The organism is Moraxella sp. CTOTU48717 (assembly GCF_032057165.1).
In the GTDB taxonomy this organism is placed as follows: Bacteria; Pseudomonadota; Gammaproteobacteria; order Pseudomonadales; family Moraxellaceae; genus Faucicola; species Faucicola tetraodonis.
In genome coordinates this window covers 1-21296 of the sequence record NZ_DAMBBC010000025.1, presented here as the reverse complement: position 1 = coordinate 21296, position 21296 = coordinate 1, and the positions used below count along the sequence as shown (strand labels likewise).

Sequence of the window (21296 nt, the reverse complement as noted above, 5' to 3'; positions counted from 1 at the left end):
GTAAACCATGAAAGTTGGCGAATATAAGCTAAAAGACCAAGCCATTATCCTGAATGAAGGGCGCGCCGTCCAAACTATTTTGGTCAAAAATACCGGCGACAGACCGATTCAAATCGGCTCTCACTACCATTTTGCCGAAGCCAATGACGCACTGGCGTTTGACCGTGACAAGGCGCTTGGGTTTCGCTTAAATATCTTATCGGGTACAGCAGTGCGTTTTGAGCCAGGGCAAGCGCGGACAGTTGAACTGGTCGAGTTTGGTGGCAATAAGGCGATTTTTGGGTTTGCTGGGCGGGTGATGGGGCAAGCCACCGCATCTGTGGATACCGCAAGTTTACCAAAATCACAAAAAACCGTACCCCGCCAAATGTATGCCGAGCATTTTGGCTTAACCGTGGGCGATAAACTGCGTCTTGCTGATACCGAGCTGTGGCTCGAAGTGGAAAAAGACTTTACCAGCTATGGTGAAGAGGTCAAATTTGGTGGTGGCAAAGTGATTCGTGATGGCATGGGGCAAGGGCAGCGCCCGTTTGCTGAGGTGGCTGACACCGTGATTACCAACGCGCTTATCTTGGATTATACCGGGATTTATAAAGCCGATGTGGCGATAAAAGACAGCCGAATTTGGGCGATTGGCAAGGCGGGCAACCCCGATATTCAGCCCAATGTCACCATTGCTATTGGCGCAAGCACTGAGATTATTGCAGGTGAAGGCAAAATTTTGACCGCGGGCGGGATTGATACGCATATTCACTTTATCGCGCCACAGCAGGCGGAAGTTGCGTTGATGTCTGGGGTGACCACCATGATTGGCGGTGGTTCAGGGCCTGCCCAAGGCACGCTTGCTACCACCTGCACCAACGGCAAATACCATATCGAAACCATGCTCAAAGCCCTTGATGACATTCCCATGAACATTGGGCTACTGGGCAAAGGCAATGTCAGCTTACCGCAGCCGATTGTCGAGCAAATCGAAGCGGGCGTGGTCGGGCTAAAACTGCATGAAGACTGGGGCACCACGCCGCAAGCGATTGACAACTGCTTGAGCGTTGCCGAAGAGTATGATGTGCAAGTGGCGATTCACACCGATACGCTCAACGAAAGTGGCTATCTAGAAAGCACGCTAAATGCCTTTAAAGACCGCTGTATTCACACCTTTCACACCGAAGGCGCAGGCGGCGGGCACGCCCCTGATATTTTGCGGGCGATTGGCGAGCCGCATGTGCTGCCGTCTTCGACCAACCCCACGCGACCGTTTACTATCAATACCATTGATGAGCATCTCGATATGCTGATGGTCTGCCACCATTTGAGCCCTGCGATTGCCGAAGATATCGCCTTTGCCGAGAGCCGTATTCGCCAAGAAACCATCGCCGCTGAAGATATTTTGCACGATTTGGGGGCAATCTCGATGATGAGTAGCGACTCGCAAGCGATGGGAAGGGTGGGCGAGGTGATTATTCGCACTTGGCAAACGGCGGATAAAATGAAGCGCCAACGCGGATTTTTAGCACCCGATACAGTAAGCCAAAATGCGTCTAACAGTGAGCTTCATGACATCGACCCAGTGACAGAAGATACAGTGACCGAAGATACAGTGACCGAAAATGACAATTTTCGCATCAAACGCTATATCGCCAAGTACACCATTAATCCTGCCATTACCCACGGTATTGCCGAGGAAGTCGGTTCGGTAGAAGTCGGTAAATGGGCGGATTTGGTGCTATGGTCGCCCAAATTCTTTGGGGTGAAACCTGACACGATTTTAAAAGGTGGTAGCATCGCCGCTTACCCGATGGGTGATATCAATGCCTCCATTCCAACCCCGCAGCCGGTGCATTATCGTCCGATGTTTGCAAGCCTTGGCAAAGCCACCCACCAAACCAGTATCACCTTTGTATCCAAAATCGCCTTTGATAATAACATCCAATACAAACTTGGTTTGCAAAAAGTGATTCGCCCTGTGCAGGGTATTCGGAAAATTCGCAAAAAAGATATGCGGTTTAATAGCTATTGCCCTGAGATGTCGATCAACCCAGAAACCTATGAAGTACGTGCCGATGGTCAGCTTCTCACTTGCGAGCCGTCGGCTGTGTTGCCAATGGCACAGCGGTATTTCTTATTTTAAATGTGATTTTAGCCATGAATGCCAATGTGATGACTAGAACCGAACAATCTCATCTGTGATGAATGTGGCAGTGAGTTTTTTAACAGTGTATCGCCAATGCAAAATCTTTGCCCAAACTGTTCGCATTGGCTGTACGGGCTTAACAACTGTGAACATCAATTTAAAGAGGGTCGCTGTCAACAATTCGGTTGTCATGGGCAAACTTCTAAATAGGTAGAAAATTTAACAAAGGATAGTAATGAAAATTTATAATCAACGGGTGCAACAGTTAACTGACCAACAGCAAGCAGATTTGGTCAACCAACAAGCAAACGGGCAGTTTTTGCAGCTCGATTTTGACACGCGCCAGCGGTCACGCTTTCGTGCAACCCTGCAAAATGGTGAAGCGGTCGGTATCGACCTGCCACGCACAGGTACGCTCAAAGATGGGGATGTGGTACAAAATGCGTCAGGCGACATCATACAAATTTTTGCCAAACCGCAAACCCTCACCAAAGTCACCGCCGACAATGCCTTTGAACTGATGCGCGGGGCGTATCATCTGGGCAATCGTCATGTCCCACTGATGCTCGTTGAGCAGGGTCAAGCGCAGCATGCCTTGTACTTTGAGCCCGATTATGTGCTTGCCGATATGCTGGTGAAGTTAGGCTTAACCGTGAGCAAGGTAGAACACGCTTTTGAACCTGAAACAGGGGCGTATGGGCATGGCGGGCATTCACATGGGCATGATAATCGGTTAAGCCATGCCGACACGCAAAGCACAATCGTCGGCGATTTAACCAAAGCCACGTTTTTTTCATGAAAACAATGACAACAACGTCGCACCTTACACAGAAGACACCGCCACAACAATTGCTTAAGCTGATGATGCTGGCGTCGAGCAATTTGCCGATTGGCAGTTATACTTATTCCCAAGGCGTAGAGTCTGCCATTGAGCAAGGCTTTATCCATGATGAAGCCAGTAGTTTGGCGTTTTTGCAAGCGTATCAACAAGAGGTCTTACTCAATTTTGAACTGCCGCTGATGGCAAGTATGATGCAGTTGTCAGCGCAAAAAAATCACCACAGCTTGGTGGATAGTCTAGCCAATTTTTATGGGGCAAGCCGTGATAGCCATGAGTTTTTATTAGAGAGTCAACAATTGGCGCAGGCATTTTGTGCCTGGCTCGATGGCGTGCTCGACCTTGCGATGCCACAAGATTGGATAGCGCAAGGCTATTTACCGTTATTCGCTCGCTTGGCGTATTTTTGGCAACTGCCGATAGCCGATAGCCTGACGACCTATGCGTTTGCTCAAATGGAAAATCTGACCTTGGCGATTGTCAAAACCTTACCGCTGGGACAAATGGCAGGTCAACGTATTATTTGGCAATTGGGGCAAGCGATGGATGAACCAATTGCCAAGCTTTGCCAAACGCAAGCCAGCAAAGTTAAAACCGCATTGACAGCCATCCATCATCGGCAAGCGGTTGTGGCTAAGCTACAAGACATTGCGCCACAATTTTTACAAGCACAGCAGCAAGCCCAAACATTACTAATTTTAATTAACCACTTGCAACTATCAGCGTCTGTACCGTCGTTGGCAGAATTATCCTGTCATCATGAACAACAATATAGTCGTCTGTTTCGTTCCTAAACCCTGTCTTTAATATTACTTACAAGGAAATACCATGACTGGCTTTACCCAAAAAACCCCAAACCAACAGCATCGCTTATCCCCGTTACGCCTTGGCATTGGCGGGCCTGTTGGCTCTGGCAAAACCGCTTTGACCTTGAGTCTGTGTCGCCGTCTCAAAGATGTGTACAACATGGCGGTGATTACCAACGATATTTATACCAAAGAAGATTCGGAGTTTTTGACCCGCCACGATGCCATGCCCGCTGAGCGGATTATCGGGGTGGAAACGGGCGGCTGTCCACATACGGCGATTCGTGAAGATGCGTCGATTAATCTTAATGCCGTCGCCACCTTGCAAAATCGCTTTGATGGTCTTGAGCTGATTATCATTGAGTCGGGCGGTGATAACTTGGCGGCGACCTTTAGCCCAGAGTTGTCGGATTTAACCATTTATGTGATTGATGTGAGTGCAGGCGATAAAATCCCCCGCAAAGGTGGTCCCGGGATTACCAAATCAGATTTGCTGATTATCAATAAAACCGACCTTGCGCCACTCGTGGGCGCGGATTTGTCGATTATGGACAAAGACGCCAAAAAAATGCGCGGCGATAAGCCATTTGTGTTTAGCAACATGAAAACTCAAGACGGTTTGGATGACATTATCAAATTTATCCAACAACAGGGTATGCTAAGAGCGCTAGAGATTCCGTCACAGCCGGTACAACATTTACCAAGCTCAAGCGAAAATATGTAAAAAATGCGATAAAATCAAGGAGACATAATGAAAACTTTAACCCAAAAAACAGCATTGGCAACCGCGCTTTTTAGCCTTTCAAGTGTGGCAGTGGCGCATGTCGGTCATGGTTTAACCCATCATGCAGGTGCAAGTTCGGTGGATTTAATGGCTGCCGTCACTGCAGGGCTCATGCATCCTATCTCAGGTCTTGACCACGTGGTGCTTGCGGTTGGCATGGGCATGGTGTTTGCCCGTCACAAAAAACTGGGTTTAGGCTTATTGGTGACGAGCTTACTGTTAGGCTTTGCTTTGGTGCAACTATCTTATGTGGCGATTGGCTCATCGATTATTGAAGGTGCGATTTTGCTATCGGTGGTGTTGACAGCGGTCGCAGTTTTGGCGCAGCGCACCAAGATAGCACAAGCCAATCAAAAAAGCTTTTCACTTATGATGGCGATCAGCTTATTTGGTTTGACGCTATTTCATGGTATGGCGCATGCCGTGGAGATGCCAGTCAGTAGCGTGAGTCAAGGCTTTGGCTTAGGCATGATAACCGCGATGTCCGCCTTGTTTGCCGTGGGTGCAGGGGTGATGAATTGGGTAAAAGCACAAGCCCATGCGCATCCCAAGCTGTCTTGGCTACCTTCAATCATGGCGGCATTGGGCATGGCACTGGTCTTGGCTAACTAGCGATTAACTAGGGATTAACAACATTTTTGATAAAAAGTGCAAGCTGTTTGGCTTGCACTTTTTTTATGCAATAAATTGGGTAATGTCATAAAGACACTGACGATAAAGCGTTGTTTAGCGACAATTAATGCTAGGTGAATGCCATAGGAACACTAGAGCAATGCCAGATGAATGGTAATAGTGCAACAAACCATTCCAGTTCATCAGATTGGTGAAATCGCTAAGGTCGCCAAAGTTTGCCCATTTTTTACCAAGGAGCAGCATTTATGCAATAGGCGATTGTTTAAAGTAAATTTTTTTTAAATTTAGTAATTCAACCTTTTGATTTAATTGATAAAATTTTCAAAAACGCCTTTTAGCAGGCAGATTGGCACACTAATTGAATTGTCATTATAGTCAGTTAAGACAACCCGCAACCGATAGCCAAAGCCTATCCGTTACGCTCTACCTTAAAACGGCAATCCATCTATTTTAGGAGTGACACATGTTAGACAAAAAAACCACCGAGCTAACCACGACTGAGCGTCAATTAAGCCGTCGTGCATTTGGCAGATCCTTGGTTGCCCTAGCGGTAACGGGCAGTATGATGTTGACAGGTTGTTCAAAACCGCAATCATCAAGTGACGCCAAACCAGCCAGTGGCACGTCAACCACTGCTGCCACCGGTAGTGCGCCTGCCCCTAGCAATGGCGATACCATCAAAGTGGGTATCTTGCATTCACTCTCAGGTACCATGGCAATCTCTGAAACATCGCTCAAAGACACCGCGTTGATGGCGATTGACGAAATCAATGCCAAAGGTGGGGTGATGGGCAAAAAACTTGAGCCTGTGGTTGTCGACCCTGCCTCAGACTGGCCATTGTTCGCCGAAAAAACGCGCCAGCTACTGACACAAGACAAAGTCGCGGTTATCTTTGGTTGCTGGACATCGGTTTCTCGTAAGTCTGTGTTGCCTGTGGTTGAAGAATTAAACGGCTTATTATTCTACCCTGTGCAGTACGAAGGACAAGAGCAGTCCAAAAACATCTTTTATACTGGCGCCGCACCCAACCAACAAGCCATTCCTGCGGTTGAATACTTGATGTCACCAGAAGGCGGCGGTGCCAAACGCTTTGTGCTATTGGGGACTGACTATGTGTATCCCCGTACCACCAATAAGATTTTACGGGCGTTCTTAAAGTCTAAAGGCGTGGCAGATAGCGACATCATGGAAGAATATACCCCATTTGGCTTTAACAACTACCAAACCATCGTGGGTAATATCAAAAAATTCTCAGCGGGTAAAAAGACCGCCGTTATCTCCACCATCAATGGTGACTCAAACGTCCCCTTCTACCGTGAGCTTGGTAACCAAGGCATCAAAGCGGCGGATATTCCTGTGATGGCGTTCTCTGTGGGTGAAGAAGAACTTCGCGGTATCGACACCACCCCATTAGTAGGACACTTGGCAGCATGGAACTACTTTGAATCGGTCAAAAACCCTGTCAACATCAAGTTTGTGAACGCTTATAAAAAATACGCCATTGACCACAAATTGCCAAATGCCGATAAAGTAGTGACCAATGACCCCATGGAAGCCACCTATGTGGGTATCAATATGTGGAAGCAAGCGGTTGAAAAAGCGGGCTCCACCGACGTGGATAAAGTCCGTGCTGCCATGGCAGGTCAAAGCTTTGCCGCGCCATCGGGCTACACGCTAACCATGGATGCCGAAAATCACCACTTACACAAACCTGTGATGATTGGGCAAATCCGTGCCGATGGTCAGTTTGATGTGGTTTACAAAACCAAAGATGCCATTAAAGCGGAACCTTGGAGTCCTTATATTCCAAAATAAGCCTTTCCAATAAGCTTGAATGAAGTTAACAATCGATGTTGTGACAGCCATACCGCGCATCAATACCCCAGCTGGTATGGCTTATTTTTTTGCCAAAATTTTACGATTTCACCTTTTATTGATTTAAACATTGATCCGTCACCCCACCAAACAGATGACTAATCATAAAGACTAATCATACAAACTAAGGAGCGACCATCATGCTCAATGGTAATCATTCTCTCGGGCAGTTTTTGCAAAAAAGTAAAAAAATTGTGCTCGGCATGTCGCTAGCGACCACGGTGGGCATTGGCTTGCCAAGCGTGAGTAATGCACAGGCAAGTACCGCTTCGGCAACTACGATAACCAGTACAGTAACCACAGCAGCCACAAACAACGTAACCACAAGCACCATAGCCAGCGCAGGCGATGATATTCAAAAATTTGTAGCCGCCGATTTTGCGGGGCGTCAAGCCATGCTCAACAACTGGACAGGCACCAGCCAATCCTATGACAAACTGGTCGAGATGATTAACAAAGACGAGCTGTACCGTGATGATGCCGGCAATGTCTATACCCTAGAAAACACCGACCAACTCTACCGCTATCCTACGCATACCTTGGTAAGCAATTGGCCAAGCGACCTAAACCAAGTCACACTCAATAACGCGCTGCGTTCGGCGTTGACCTTAGGGCAAACCAAAGCCAAACTCAAATCTGACGATGCCAGCGAACGCCTTAAAGCGGTGGATATCTTAGCCGACAACATCGCCACACTCGATAAAAAAACCGTTGCCGATATTTATGCCAATGAAAAAGACAGTACGGTAAAAGCAGCATTGGCACAACTGCAAGCGCGTATGGATTTGCAATCGGGCGATGAGATGACCCAGATTGCGGCATTAAAAACCTTGGCGTCCAGTAACAGCCCCGATGTGTTAGCCGATATCGAAGCGATGGCAAAACAAACCAGCCATTCACCCGAGCTCAAACAAGCCTTACAAACAACCCAAGACAAAGTCAAATCGCGTATCAAAGCCAGTGAGTGGACGGGACACGTGTTTTCTGGCTTCAGCACCGCCAGTATTTTGTTGTTGGCGGCGTTGGGACTTGCCATTACTTACGGTCTATTGGGTGTCATTAACATGGCGCATGGTGAGCTCATTATGATTGGTGCCTATACCACCTATGTGGTGCAAAGTTTTTTTAAGAGCCATTTGGCAGGCTATGTCGATTGGTACATGCTTGCCGCGATTCCGCTGGCGTTTTTGGTGAGCGCCGTTATTGGCATGATTATTGAGCGGGTAGTGATACGTCCGCTATATGGCAGACAGCTAGAAACCTTGCTTGCCACGTTTGGGGTGAGTTTGATTCTGATGCAGTTAGTTCGCATGATTTTTGGGGCGCAAAACGTCGAAGTCTCCAATATTTCATGGCTAAGCGGTGCTGTCGCCTTGACCCCAAGCTTGATGTTGCCATACAACCGTATTGCTATTATCGGTTTTACCATTATCGTATTGCTGTTATTGGTGTTTTTACTCAAATACACCCGCTTTGGTCTGTTTGTACGTGCCGTGACCCAAAACCGTCAAATGGCGCGTGCGGTGGGTATTCGCTCGGCGCGTGTCGATATGATGGCGTTTGGGCTCGGCTCTGGCTTGGCAGGTTTGGCAGGCTGCGCTTTGGCGCAAGTGGGCAATGTAGGTCCTGATTTGGGGCAAAACTACATCATCGATGCTTTCTTGGTAGTAGTGGTCGGCGGTGTCGGTCAAATTTGGGGGGCAGTACTGGCCGCCTTGGGTCTAGGCGTGAGTGGTACCGTGCTTGAGATTGGCATGGGTGCGGTGATTGCCAAAATCATTTTGTTGGTACTGGTGGTGCTATTTATCCAAAAACGCCCACAAGGTCTGTTTGCCCTTAAAGGTCGCTTTGTCGAGTAATCATTGGAGAGTTAAAAAATGCGTATTTTACAATTATTTGCAGATAAACCAGTGAGTCGCTTGGCAATTATGGGCTGTTTTGCGGTGTTGATGGTGTTGCCTTGGTTGCATTTGCTACCTGCCGATTCGGCGCTGCATTTATCCGCTTATTGGGTCACTTTGATTGGCAAAATCATGTGTCTGGCGATGGTTGCTTTGGCACTGGACTTGGTATGGGGCTATGCGGGGATTTTGAGCCTTGGGCATGGCTTGTACTTTGCCCTTGGCGGGTATGCGATGGGTATGTATCTGATGCGCCAAGCATCAGGCAACAGCTTGCCCGAGTTTATGCGGTTTTTGAGCTGGGATAAAATGCCTTGGTTTTGGGCAGGCACAGACAACTTTGCTTGGGCGGCGATATTGGTGGTGCTGGTGCCGGCAGTGGTGGCTTTTATATTTGGGTTTTTTGCCTTTCGCTCAAAAATCAAAGACGTATATTTCTCGATTATCACCCAAGCCATGGTGTTTGCCGCATCACTTCTATTTTTCCGTAACGAAACTGGGTTTGGCGGTAACAACGGTTTTACCGGGTTTAAAACCATCTTAGGTATGGACATCGCTGCTCCCATGACGCGCACCTTGCTCTGTTTTGCCACAGCATTCGTGCTGATGCTTGCCTACCTTGGCCTACGTTATTTGATGCACAAGCCGTATGGCCGCGTACTGGGCGCCGTACGTGATAGCGAAAACCGTTTGCAATACCTGGGCTACCGTACCCTATGGTACAAGCTATCTGCGTGGGTGTTATCGGCGATTATCGCAGGGATTGCTGGCGCGTTGTATGTGCCACAAGTGGGCATTATCAATCCCAGTGAGATGAACCCTGTCAACTCGATTGAAATGGCGGTCTGGGTCGCCACAGGTGGACGCGGCACGCTGATCGGGGCGATATTGGGCGCAGGTGTGGTCAATGCGGTGAAAACTTACTTTACCGTGGCATATCCCGAAGCTTGGCTATTGATTTTGGGCGGGTTGTTTGTGGTCGTCACCTTGTTTTTACCCAAAGGCATTATTGGTCTATTGGACAAAATCACGCATGGCAAAAAAACGGTCGAGCCAAGCGTAAAAAATATGGAAACAAACCAAGAAACAAACATAGAAGCAAAAAAAGAATCTTAGGCGGAAGGGGCTTTAGGGTCGGCAGCGGCGTTAGGCTGACCGCCTGCAACCCAGTAGTTATTTTGATTATACCCGATGACTAATACCCCATAAATACCCCATTAATAACACATCAAAGAGTCTGTTATGAATACAAACGATAATAATATTAATGACTTTGCTGAGAGCAACTACGGACGGCTAAAGTCACAAGAAGCGGATTTTAGCAAAGGCATTGCCCTATATATGGAAGATGTCAGCGTGTGGTTTGATAAATTCCGCGCCTTAAACAACTTATCTTTGTACATCAAAGAAGGCGAGCTGCGTTGTATCATCGGACCTAACGGTGCGGGTAAAACCACGCTGATGGACGTGATTACCGGTAAAACTCGCCCTACTGAAGGGTCAGTGTATTTTGGACAAACCCACAATCTTGCCAGCATGACCACCGAGCAAATTGCCGAAGCTGGCATTGGGCGAAAATTTCAAAAACCCACGGTGTTTGAAAATTTTACCGTCATGGAGAACTTACTGCTTGCCGCACCCAAAGACAAGCGGGTCAAAAAAAGCCTGTTTAGCAAGCTTAACCCGGATGCCCAAAATGCCCTTGATCAGACTTTAGCGACGATTCGCTTGGGTGAGTTTGTCAATAAACCTGCAGGATTGTTGTCGCATGGGCAAAAACAATGGCTGGAGATTGGGATGCTATTGATGCAGCGTCCCAAGCTGATTTTGCTCGATGAGCCAGTGGCAGGCATGACCGATGCCGAAACCGAACGCACCGCCGAGCTATGTTTGGAGCTCAAAAAAGACCATACCTTGGTGGTGGTTGAGCATGACATGAGCTTTATTGACACCATCAGTGAGCAAGTGACGGTATTGGCGCAAGGGGCGATTTTGGCAGAAGGGACGCTTGCTGAAGTACAAGCCAACGACGATGTCATCGAAAAATATCTAGGGCGATAGGGGATAGCGATGTTAGAAGTAAACACAATCAATCAATATTATGGCGGTAGTCATATTCTGCGCGATGTCAGTTTGACCGCGCCTGTGGGTGAGTGTTCTGTGGTACTCGGTCGCAATGGCGTGGGTAAAACCACACTGTTAAAGTGTCTGATGGGGGTTTTACCGATTAAATCGGGTCAAATTTTGCTAGATGGCAAGGACATCAGCAAATTATCGCCCGAAAACCGTGTGCGCGCAGGCATGGCGTATGTGCCACAAGGGCGAGATATTTTCTCAACCTTAACCGTAGAAGAAAATATCTTGATTGGCATGGCAAAGTTTAAAGGCAGCAAAGCCAAAAAAGTCCCAAGCCATTTGTACGAGATTTTTCCTGTGCTCGATGAAATGAGCCAGCGCCGGGGCGGTGACTTGTCAGGCGGTCAGCAACAACAATTAGCGATAGCCAGGGCATTGGCATCTGAGCCACGGGTGCTGATTTTGGACGAGCCGACTGAAGGGATTCAGCCATCGATTATCAAAGATATCGGGCGGGTGATTCGTCGCTTGGCTGACCAAGGCGATATGGCGATTATTTTGGTTGAGCAGTTTTATGACTTTGCTGAAGAACTTGCCGACAACTATACGGTAATGGCACGGGGGCAAGTCATCGCCCAAGGCAAGGGCAGTGATATGCCAGAAAAAGGCATCAGAGAGCTAGTGGCGATTTAGTAAATAGCAAAAGCTTGCGTGAATTAGCTTTTAGCCAGATGACTGTCATCTGGCTAAAAAGTTTTTGATAAAAATTGATTGATTAAAGAGTGCGATTACGTCCCATCAACGCTCACATGACTTTGGACTAATCATTTTTGAATTAGTCACTTTTGATTAGTCACTTTCGACTAATCACTTTGGACCAGTCATGGCTTCAGGTTTGACCCACTCATCAAATTGGGCGTCAGTCAATAAACCTAACTCAACGGCAACTTGTTTTAAGGTTTTATTTTCTTTATAAGCAGTTTTGGCAATTTTTGCTGCATTTTCATAGCCGACATGGCGATTGAGCGCGGTGACTAACATCAATGAGTTGTGTAGGAAATAATCAATTTTTTCTGTCACAGGCTCGATGCCTACCGCGCAATGGTCATTGAAGCTGTCACAAGTATCGGCAAGTAAGCGAATCGATTGTAGCAGGTTGTAGCCGATAACTGGCATAAACACATTGAGTTCAAAATTACCCGACGCCCCCGCCATATTGATGGTGACATCGTTACCCATCACTTGTGCGACGACCATCGTCATAGCTTCAGACTGGGTCGGATTGACTTTACCTGGCATGATGGAGGAGCCTGGCTCATTTTCAGGGATTTTAAGCTCACCAATCCCACATCTAGGACCTGAAGCCAGCCAGCGCACATCATTGGCAATTTTATTGAGGCTTGCTGCCAAGGTTTTTAGGGCACCTGAGGCAAAAACTTCAGCGTCTCTTGCCGCTAATGCTTCAAATTTATTGGGTGCGGTGACAAAAGGCACATCAGTTAACGCAGCTAGGGTTTGCGCGACCTGCTCGGCATAGTCAGGGTGAGCGTTTAATCCGGTACCCACTGCTGTACCGCCTAAAGGCAGTTCATACAGACCCTGTAGCGCGGCATCTAGACGAATGAGCGCATGATCTAACTGACTGACATAGCCGCTAAACTCTTGTCCTAGGGTCAAAGGGGTGGCGTCTTGCAGATGGGTACGTCCGATTTTTACAATGCCAGCAAACTGCTCAGCTTTGCTTGCTAAGGTGTCACGCAGTTTTTGCACCGCAGGGATAAGCAGATGGACAATCTGACGCGCCGCCGCTACTCGAATCGCGGTGGGAAAGCTGTCATTGGTAGATTGGGCATGGTTGACATCGTCATTGGGATGAATTGGCTGATAACGACCTTTGCCTTGACCGGCAAGTTCATTGGCGCGGTTGGCAATCACTTCATTCATATTCATGTTTGACTGGGTGCCAGAGCCTGTCTGCCAAACTACTAAAGGAAATTGGTCACGCAGTGCCCCGTTGATGATTTCATCGGCGGCCTGCACGATAAGGTCACGTTTATCATCACTGATACGCCCTAATTTGGCATTGGTGATGGCGGCGGCTTTTTTGACCAGTGCCATGGCTTCAATCAGCGGCTGTGGTAAGGTTTCGCCACCGATTTTAAAGTTATTGCGGCTACGCTCGGTTTGCGCGCCCCAGTAAGCATCTATAGGGACGTTGACGGCGCCCATGGTGTCTTTTTCGCTGCGAAATTGCTGGGTATCGGTTTGGTTGTCGGTTGTCATTATTGTTCTCTTTTTTAGTGAATTTTTTGATTCTGTCATTATCAAAGCGGCTGGTTATCGCCACTTATGCCCCAAAGCACATATGCCCCAAAGTACAAGGTAAAGTTTAACAGAGTTATCGACCATAAAAGTTTGACAATATGTGTCGTTTGTTATCTTTATTAAAGTAAGCGGTAAAATGACGGCTGATACCGAAAGATAGCAAGCCAAATCTGATAACTACCAAAAGTGATGGCTAAATGTGATGGCTACCCAATCTATTGGCTAAGAGGCGTTTTTTTTCCAACCGGGCAAACGATAATTAAACGCCAGCGCGGCAATACGTAGTCCTGTGGTGGTGACGGTACTGATGAACATAATCACCCAAGCGGCAAGCGAGCTGTAAACCGCCAAAATCGCATACACCCAGCCGCCAACCAACGCACACATGGCATACGGACGATGGTCAAAAAACGCGGTGGGCATCTCACCACAGGCGATATCACGCATCACCCCGCCAAATACCCCAGTGATAATCCCCATGATGACTGATACCGCCATCGGCATACCGCTTGCCAGTGATGCTTGTACCCCAGAGGCGACAAACAAGCCCAACCCTAACGCATCTGCCAATTGAATCGCCGCAGGGGTGATACGAAACGGGCGGCGGCTATTGACTAGCATCACCACAATACAAAGCGCAAACACCAGCCATAACATCAGCTCTTGGGACACCCAAAAAAACGGTCGCCGCTCTAGCAAAATATCACGCAGCGTGCCACCCCCATACGCCGATAAAAATCCCAGCACCGCCACCCCAAACATATCCATACGTTTGCGCACGCCTGCTAAGATACCTGACAAGGCAAAAGCAATGGTGCCGATGACTTCTACGGCGATTCTGAGTGATTCACCCCAAGGCGCCAAATCAGTTAGCTGCATAGCATAACAACCAAACAATCATAAAAAATCACATGATAGCATACCAGAGGCGCGGTATAACCAGAAGCGCGGGATAACCAAAAACGCGGTATAAAACGCGGTATAAATGGACACGGGATGACACAGTGAAGAACCTGCTAGATGGCTTGACGTGGGTTTGTTTTTAACTGTGTGACAGTGGCTATTGCCAATAGCTCAGCGGTGAGTCTTCAAGTTCATTCAGAATTTTTCTCAGCCCATCTGACCAGTGTTGGCGGATGCTGGCAAAGTATTCATCGTTTTCATCAATGCGATACCCTTGTGGCATCTGTAGGCTGTCATTGTGATAGACCAACACATCAATGGGCATACCGACGGATAGGTTGGAGCGGATGGTCGAATCAAAAGAAATCAGAATGGCTCGCATCGCTGATTTGAGCGATGAATGATAATTCATGGAGCGGTCTAAAATAGGCTTGCCATATTTACTTTCACCTAACTGGAAAAAAGGCGTATCGGTTGTTGCTCTGATGCAATTGCCTTCAGGGTAGATAAAATAAATTTCCGGGGATTGCCCCTTGATTTGCCCACCCAAGATAAAACTGCTTCTAAACTTGGTATCCGTTTCTTGTGCGATGGTTTGGGCATGGATGGTGGTTTCTCGCAAGCACTCACCCACCAATTGCGCGGCATCAAACAGGGTAGGGACAGTATGCAAGTTGCGCTCTTGCGCAAGTTTGATGGCGTTATCTAATTTGGTAAATACCGCTTGTGACGTCGCCAAGTTGCCGGCGGTTTGTAGCACCAAAAACCGCTCGCCTTCAATGCCGTATTGATACATTTTGCGAAACATCGATATTTGGTCGACACCCGCATTGGTGCGAGTATCACTGGCGAAAATCATCCCGTCTTTGAGTCTGATACCCACACAATAGGTCATGGTTGTTCCTTTTTTAGCAAATATTGGTTTAGCAAATATTGGTGAATCAATAGTGGCAAATTACTGCTGCGCTGCAAACTGCGCGTTAAGCTGCGGTATGTACTGGGGGCTTGTAGATACCATGACTTGACTATACAGTCGCTCGTCACCGCCCCCTGTGCGCACCCCGCGCACGGGCGCCGCATCGGCATAGTCACGCCCAAAGGCGATGTAGACATGGCAATTGGGGGTAAAATGTTGGTTAGAGATATCAAAGGTGTACCAATTACCCGCAAGCCAGACCTCTGCCCAGGCATGGCTTGCCATATGCGCTTGGGTCGCTTCATAAATATAACCCGATACATAGCGCGCTGCAATGCCTTTATCCCGTAGCAGTGCCAAAAATACATGGGTATGATCTTGGCACACCCCAGCCGCCATCGCAAACGCTTGCTCTGCTGTGGTGCCGACATGGGTCACGCTTTTGGTATAGGGCATTTTATCGAGCAAGTCTTTTGCCAATGACTTGAGGATGGCTAACTGCGCATCGATGTCCTCACTTTGCAAAAACTGCTCAAGCGCGTCATGGGCAAAGTCACGCATGGCTTCAGAGCATTGGGTCAGCTTGGTGGGTACAGCAAAAATTTGATACGGCACTTGCTGATTGTCAGGGATAAATAAGGTATCAGTGTTAATTTCTACTTCGCCAAAGGCTTGAATTTGCAAGTTGTTATGCGGTTCGTGACGGCTTAGGGTAAGCCATTGGTTGCCAAAGCCGTCCGTTTGCATTTGTGCGACTTTAGGCAGCATCACTTGCCAGTTATGGATGGTTTGGTGGGGTAGTGTCATCGGCGTCATGCGGATGTATTGCACACTGCGTAAGGCAAGTTGTTCATAAAAATAATTGGTTTGGTGGCTGATTATAAGTCTCATTGTGCTCTCACTAACTGCTTATTTTTGTCAAAATGATGGTAATCATCTAATAGATTTGGCTTACACACCTTGCTGTAAAATATTTGAAAACGCGCCCGATAGTGACTGAAAATCTTTGGGTTGATTAGACTTTAACAGTTGATTGACCAATCGATCCAGCTCACGCCAGCGGGTGTTTTCTGGCAAGGTATTAACAACCTCTTTAAGTTTTTGCACGCACTCACGGCAATCTTTTTTCATCAATATATGACAGTCCAGCGATTCAAAACATTGTCCGAGTTGCCAAAACGTGACCACAATCGGGTTTTCCTGCTGCATCGAGGCATTGCAGGCATAGAGCTGTAGGCTAGCGGCGCGGTACGCTCCTGTATTGGCTAGCCGTTTGATGAGGTTATAGAGTTCCGCCGTATCTTTGCCAATAACGCCTTTGACGTCTTGGACATTTTGCTCGATAAAACCAATGGTTTCGGGCACCTTTTTGTTGGCAAGATAGTCATATAGGGCATCGGCATCGGCTGAAATCGGCAAGCCAAGATTGTGCACGATGGCATCGACGTCTATTTGGCTGTACTGGTCATTTGACAGCCGTGTAATGATTTGTTCATAGTAGCGTAAGCGCTCACTGTATCGACCTAGCCACACTAAGTAGCTCGCTGTTGATAACAGCAAAATTAAGCGATTGTGATTGATGTTTTCATACGCCAATAAAGTCGACGATTGCGATTTTCGTTCATGGTTGGTTTGAATGGTGCCCAAATGAGCAGTGCCTTGTTTGCCGCTGAGTTTGCCATTGACGGTATCGACCACCCAAGTGTCTTTTACCCCACCGCCTTGGGATGAGTTGACCACCAATGAGCCTTCGGTCATTGCCACCCGTGTCAATCCGCCTGGTACAATATCCACTGTGCCATCGCCATGTGACAATACAAAAGGACGCAAATCAATATGGCGCGGTGCGATGCCACTGGCAACCGCGGTTGGGTTGGTGGACAGACTAATGGTCGGCTGGGCGATAAACCCTGCTGGGTTATCTAGTAAGCGTTTGCGGTAAGCGGCAATTTGTTCTTTGCTTGACGTCGGTCCTATCAGCATCCCATAACCTCCAGAGCCCTGCGTCTCTTTAATTACCAATTCTGGCATATGGTCGAGCACATATGCCAACTCATCGGCATCACCGCATTGATAGGTTTGCACATTGGGTAAAATCGGTTTTTCACCCAAATAATACTCAATCATCTTGGGTACAAATGGATAAAGGCTTTTATCGTCAGCAATCCCTGTGCCTGGGGCGTTGGTTATCACCACATTGCCTGCGCGATACGCGCTCATCAGCCCTGACACCCCTAAGATTGAATCGGGTAAAAACGCCAACGGATCCAAAAATGGGTCGTCAATACGGCGATAAATCACATCCACTTGTACCTTGCCGCGTACCCCTTGGATGTAGACATGGTTGTTTTCTACAATCAAATCATAGCCATGCACCAAGGGCACATTCATCTCACGCGCCAAAAACGCATGCTCATAATAGGCACTGTTAAAACGCCCTGGGGTGAGTACCACGATTTGTGGGTCGTATTTGTTGGTGGTGCTTGATAGACACGCCTTTAACCGTTTTGGATAGTCCGCCACTGGCAACACCGATTGAGATTGGTAGAGTTTACTCAGTAGGGTTTGCGACACATTGCGGCTCTCGAGCATATAAGAGACGCCAGAAGGGGTGCGTAAGTTGTCCTCAAGCACACAATATTGTCCGTGCTGGTCGCGAATCAAATCAATGCCGCTAATATGGGCATAGACGGGTTTATCCAAGTTGATACCTAGCATCCACGGCTCGTAACCACTATTTTTAAATACAAACTCGCCTGGCACAATGCCTTCTTTGACAATCGTCTGTTCGTGATAAATATCATGGATAAATTGATTGAGCGCGCGGATACGTTGTTGGCAGCCTTGTTCCATCACTTGCCATTCTTGGATGTCAATGATGCGCGGGATGATATCAAAGGGTATCATGCGCTCAATGTTGCTGGCATCGCTATACACAGTGAAGGTCACGCCGCGGCGATAAAAAATATCCGATGCTTGGTTATTCAAACTGATTAACGTGTCTGAATTCATCTCTTGAAGCCAAGCACCCACCTGTTGTGCCGAAGGTCTATATTGCCCATCGGCGAGTTGCAGTTCATCAAATGCTTTGGCAATTGGCATTATTGGCTCCTTATTCATGACGAAAGATGAAATAGTTTTTGCCCCACGATGGCAGACATTTTCTTGATAAATTATTCTATAGACAAGCTATTAGATGATTTATCAATTAATTCATCAAGTTTCGTGCCAAAAAAAACAAAGTAAAAAAAGTTAAATAGTTGAAAAATAGATTAAAAATCGCTCAATTTTGCACCAAAATTAATCGAATTATTGAAGTTGGTGCAGTGTAAAACAAAAAATCTATGCCATAGGGGCATAAAAAAATATGCAATGAACCAAACTGATGCAAGAGAAATAGTTTGGTGAAAAATTAAACCAATATTTTTCTACTAAATTGTTGTTATATTAAAATTATTTTTATTAAAAATTATTGCAATACATCATCAGATAATGCGCATACTAATAGCAATAGTCAATACCCAACTTGTACAATTCAAACAACATGGACCAGTCAGATGCCGGCTTCGTCGATTACTCGACCCTAAGGCTCGTGAGCTAAAGGATAAAAACAGTTAACAGGCTAATCGTTTTTTATTAGGTTATCCGCCAAAAAATCAATTAATAAGCGTATTTTTAAATTTAAAAATGCCCGATTCATATAGACCGCATAGATTGATACGCTGCTAAATGGCTGCTCAAACAATTTGACCAGTCGTCCTTGCGCAATCTCATCCTCAATCAGCCATTCGGGTAATATTGCAGCGCCCATGCCTGTCAGTGCCATCTGTGCCATCATCACAGTGTTATTGCTACTGTTATAGGGTTTGAGTGTGGTTGCCATGTGCGTATAGTTGGGCAAAATCCCTGGCAGTTTACTGAGCGCGTCTGCAGACGTAGGCGGCTCGTGCTGCGCAAGAAAACGCGGACTTGCGACATAATAAAAATCTATTTTACCGAGTGGTTTGACAATTAAATTATCTTGTGGTGTGTTGACCACCCGCAGCGCTAGATCATAGCCCTCAGCAATCAAATCGGTGAAGCGATTTTCCAAATCAACCGTTAGCGCAATTTTGGGATAATCTTGCTGGAATTTGGCAAGCAGATTGACAAAATACGGTGTGGCAAACCATACCGGTGCCATGATTCGCAGTTTTCCTTCCGGCAATACACTGCCATCGTGTGCCTTGGTTTTTGCCTGCTGCAAAATATCTAGGGCGTGTACCGCTTCAGCGTAGTATTGTTGACCGACTTCAGTGAGGCTCAAATTACGGTTGTTGCGATGTAATAGCTTGGCTTGCACATAGCTTTCAAGGTGTTGTAAGTGTTTGCTAGTCATGGCAAGCGACATATCGAGTGCATCAGCGGCTTTGGTAAAACTGCCTTTTTCTACGATGGTGCGAAACACTTGCAAGCTTTTGAGCGTATCCATGTGTATCCTTAAGTGAGTTAATGCTTCCAGTGAATTAACGCTTGAATGCGTCATTTCAATTATCAACTAATAAGAAATAATATATCAATATTTTATGTATTTTTCTCTTAATAAGATATCAATATAATGGCGTCATCACATATATTCATGACTGTAATTTTAGACTAATAGGACACAACAATGAACAATTTTTCTCGATACCAACCTTATGTACTTGGCTTGCTTCGCATCGTACTGGGCTATACCTTTATGCTACATGGCATGGCAAAATTATTTGGGGTGCCGCATGTGGCGATGTTTGATGGCTTGCAATTGTTTTCGCTGATGGGCTTAGCAGGCGTGTTAGAATTGGTCGGTGGCGTGTTACTGATTTTGGGCTGGTTCACGCGTCCTGTCGCTTTTATTCTGTCAGGTCAAATGGCAGTGGCATACTTTATGATGCACGCGGGCATTGATAATTTTTGGTTGCCACTGCTCAACCAAGGTGAAGCTGCTGTGCTGTATAGTTTTGCTTTCTTGTACTTATCTGTCGCAGGCGCGGGTGCTTTCTCCATTGATAATCGCGGGCAAGCTGTCAGTGCCTAGTTCATAAAAATTTTAGGTAATAAAAATATTAGCTAATAAAAATTTTAGTTGATAAAAGTTTTAGGTGATAACAATAGGAGGTCGCCATGAAGGGTTTAACATTAACTGATGTATTCGGCGCAAGTATTGACAAGCCAACGCTGCCGAGTTTATTTATCTCGCATGGGGCACCGACGATTGCGATTGAAGATACACCATTTACTAAGGCGCTGCATCAGCTCGGTGCAGCTTTACCCAAGCCTAGGCTTATCCTTATCATGTCGGCGCACTGGGAAAGTGGCGAGTGGCTGATCAACGCCAATCCAGCGCCCAGCACTTGGCATGATTTTGGCGGTTTTCCTAAAGCGTTATTTGAAATCCAGTACCCCGCAGCCGGTCATCCGGCGGCTGCGCAAAGTATCGCCAAGCAGCTAGCGCAAATGCAAGTGGCGGTTAAAGTGGTCGACACTCAACCATTTGATCATGGTGTCTGGACACCGCTGCTACACATGTACCCCAATGCCGATGTGCCAATCGTGCAGGTGTCGTTGCCACACGGGTTTAGCCCCAGTCAGTTGTATCAGCTTGGGCAGTTGTTTGCGCCACTACGGCAACAAGGGGTATTGATTGTGGCATCGGGCAGTATTACCCATAACTTGTACAATGTGCGTTTTAACAGCCAACAGATTGAGCCGCAAGCTAAAACCTTTAAATACTGGATAATAGATCAGTTAAAAGCCAATGACAAAACGATGTTTGATTGGCAGACGCATAGCTTGGCTCGCCACAATCACCCAACGCCCGAGCATTTATTGCCTGTATTTTTTGCGCGGGGCGCAGGGGATGTGATGTCGGTAGTGCATGAAAGCTTTGCTCACTACAATCTGGGTATGGATATTTATCGGTTTGATTAGTGGATAAAAAAAGGCGAATTAACCGCAGTAAATTTGCCTTATCATCAATCTATCGCACAAGCTTTATAAGTAATGCTTCATAAAAATGTCATTTGTATTGCTTTATTTTACCCCACTCTCAACTTGAAATAAGCAACTCAAACTGAAGTGGGGGGTTA

At 46.8% G+C, this 21296-nt stretch carries 17 protein-coding genes and 1 pseudogene; 12 read left to right on the top strand and 6 right to left on the bottom strand.

From position 1 onward, the window contains the following. The first annotated feature begins 7 nt into the window (after window positions 1-7). The 10 genes and pseudogenes from ureC to urtE all read left to right on the top strand — a co-directional run bounded on the left by ureC (window position 8) and on the right by urtE (window position 11738). Window positions 8-2128, top strand: coding sequence for an urease subunit alpha (gene ureC / locus RT084_RS11425; RefSeq protein WP_313100121.1), 2121 nt, complete (start codon window positions 8-10; stop codon window positions 2126-2128). A gap of 238 nt (window positions 2129-2366) precedes the next feature. Next, the gene (gene ureE / locus RT084_RS11420; protein ID WP_313100118.1) at window positions 2367-2930 is read left to right on the top strand and encodes an urease accessory protein UreE; all 564 of its coding nucleotides are present in this window, start codon (window positions 2367-2369) and stop codon (window positions 2928-2930) included. Continuing rightward, window positions 2927-3763, top strand: coding sequence for an urease accessory protein UreF (locus RT084_RS11415; RefSeq protein WP_313100116.1), 837 nt, complete (start codon window positions 2927-2929; stop codon window positions 3761-3763). The genes ureE and RT084_RS11415 overlap by 4 nt, the downstream gene beginning before the upstream one ends. 34 nt (window positions 3764-3797) lie before the next feature. Continuing rightward, window positions 3798-4499: an urease accessory protein UreG gene (gene ureG / locus RT084_RS11410; RefSeq protein WP_313100114.1), complete on the top strand. Its 702-nt coding sequence runs from the start codon at window positions 3798-3800 to the stop codon at window positions 4497-4499. 27 nt (window positions 4500-4526) lie between these two features. Next, a complete protein-coding gene (locus RT084_RS11405) occupies window positions 4527-5171 on the top strand; it encodes a HupE/UreJ family protein (protein WP_313100111.1) in 645 nt (214 codons plus the stop codon). A 583-nt stretch (window positions 5172-5754) separates the two neighbouring features. Then, complete coding sequence (urtA, locus tag RT084_RS11400) at window positions 5755-7008, top strand: urea ABC transporter substrate-binding protein (RefSeq protein WP_060996033.1); 1254 nt, start codon at window positions 5755-5757, stop codon at window positions 7006-7008. A gap of 263 nt (window positions 7009-7271) precedes the next feature. After that, window positions 7272-8927 (top strand): urea ABC transporter permease subunit UrtB, encoded by a 1656-nt coding sequence (gene urtB / locus RT084_RS11395; RefSeq protein ID WP_409519603.1) that lies wholly within the window; start codon window positions 7272-7274, stop codon window positions 8925-8927. A gap of 18 nt (window positions 8928-8945) precedes the next feature. Next, window positions 8946-9995: pseudogene (urtC, locus tag RT084_RS11390) on the top strand (urea ABC transporter permease subunit UrtC); the annotation flags it as partial. 216 nt (window positions 9996-10211) lie between these two features. Beyond that, window positions 10212-11030 (top strand): urea ABC transporter ATP-binding protein UrtD, encoded by an 819-nt coding sequence (urtD, locus tag RT084_RS11385; RefSeq protein ID WP_138018347.1) that lies wholly within the window; start codon window positions 10212-10214, stop codon window positions 11028-11030. Between the two features lie 9 nt (window positions 11031-11039). Further along, window positions 11040-11738 (top strand): urea ABC transporter ATP-binding subunit UrtE, encoded by a 699-nt coding sequence (gene urtE, locus RT084_RS11380; protein ID WP_100269368.1) that lies wholly within the window; start codon window positions 11040-11042, stop codon window positions 11736-11738. Window positions 11739-11912: 174 nt separating this feature from the next. Here urtE and fumC read toward each other — a convergent pair whose 3' ends face one another. The 6 genes from fumC to RT084_RS11350 all read right to left on the bottom strand — a co-directional run bounded on the left by fumC (window position 11913) and on the right by RT084_RS11350 (window position 19660). Continuing rightward, window positions 11913-13328, bottom strand: coding sequence for a class II fumarate hydratase (gene fumC / locus RT084_RS11375; protein ID WP_313100106.1), 1416 nt, complete (start codon window positions 13326-13328; stop codon window positions 11913-11915). 264 nt (window positions 13329-13592) lie between these two features. Continuing rightward, entirely contained in the window at window positions 13593-14249 is a 657-nt protein-coding gene (locus tag RT084_RS11370; RefSeq protein WP_313100103.1) for a trimeric intracellular cation channel family protein, read from the bottom strand. Window positions 14250-14430: 181 nt separating this feature from the next. Then, on the bottom strand, window positions 14431-15168 hold the full coding sequence (locus RT084_RS11365) for a proteasome-type protease (RefSeq protein WP_313100101.1): 738 nt from the start codon (window positions 15166-15168) through the stop codon (window positions 14431-14433). A 60-nt stretch (window positions 15169-15228) separates the two neighbouring features. After that, a complete protein-coding gene (locus RT084_RS11360; protein WP_313100099.1) occupies window positions 15229-16080 on the bottom strand; it encodes a transglutaminase family protein in 852 nt (283 codons plus the stop codon). A gap of 60 nt (window positions 16081-16140) precedes the next feature. After that, entirely contained in the window at window positions 16141-18291 is a 2151-nt protein-coding gene (locus RT084_RS11355; RefSeq protein WP_313100096.1) for a circularly permuted type 2 ATP-grasp protein, read from the bottom strand. A 520-nt stretch (window positions 18292-18811) separates the two neighbouring features. Then, window positions 18812-19660, bottom strand: a complete 849-nt coding sequence (locus RT084_RS11350; RefSeq protein ID WP_313100094.1) for a LysR family transcriptional regulator — start codon at window positions 19658-19660, stop codon at window positions 18812-18814. A gap of 180 nt (window positions 19661-19840) precedes the next feature. Here RT084_RS11350 and RT084_RS11345 point away from each other — a divergent pair, with 180 nt between their 5' ends. Both RT084_RS11345 and RT084_RS11340 read left to right on the top strand, forming a co-directional pair. After that, window positions 19841-20245 carry a DoxX family protein gene (locus RT084_RS11345; protein WP_313100091.1) on the top strand — a complete coding sequence of 135 codons (405 nt, stop codon included), beginning with the start codon at window positions 19841-19843 and terminating at the stop codon, window positions 20243-20245. Window positions 20246-20331: 86 nt separating this feature from the next. Next, on the top strand, window positions 20332-21138 hold the full coding sequence (locus RT084_RS11340) for a DODA-type extradiol aromatic ring-opening family dioxygenase (RefSeq protein ID WP_312384638.1): 807 nt from the start codon (window positions 20332-20334) through the stop codon (window positions 21136-21138). Window positions 21139-21296 lie beyond the last annotated feature (158 nt).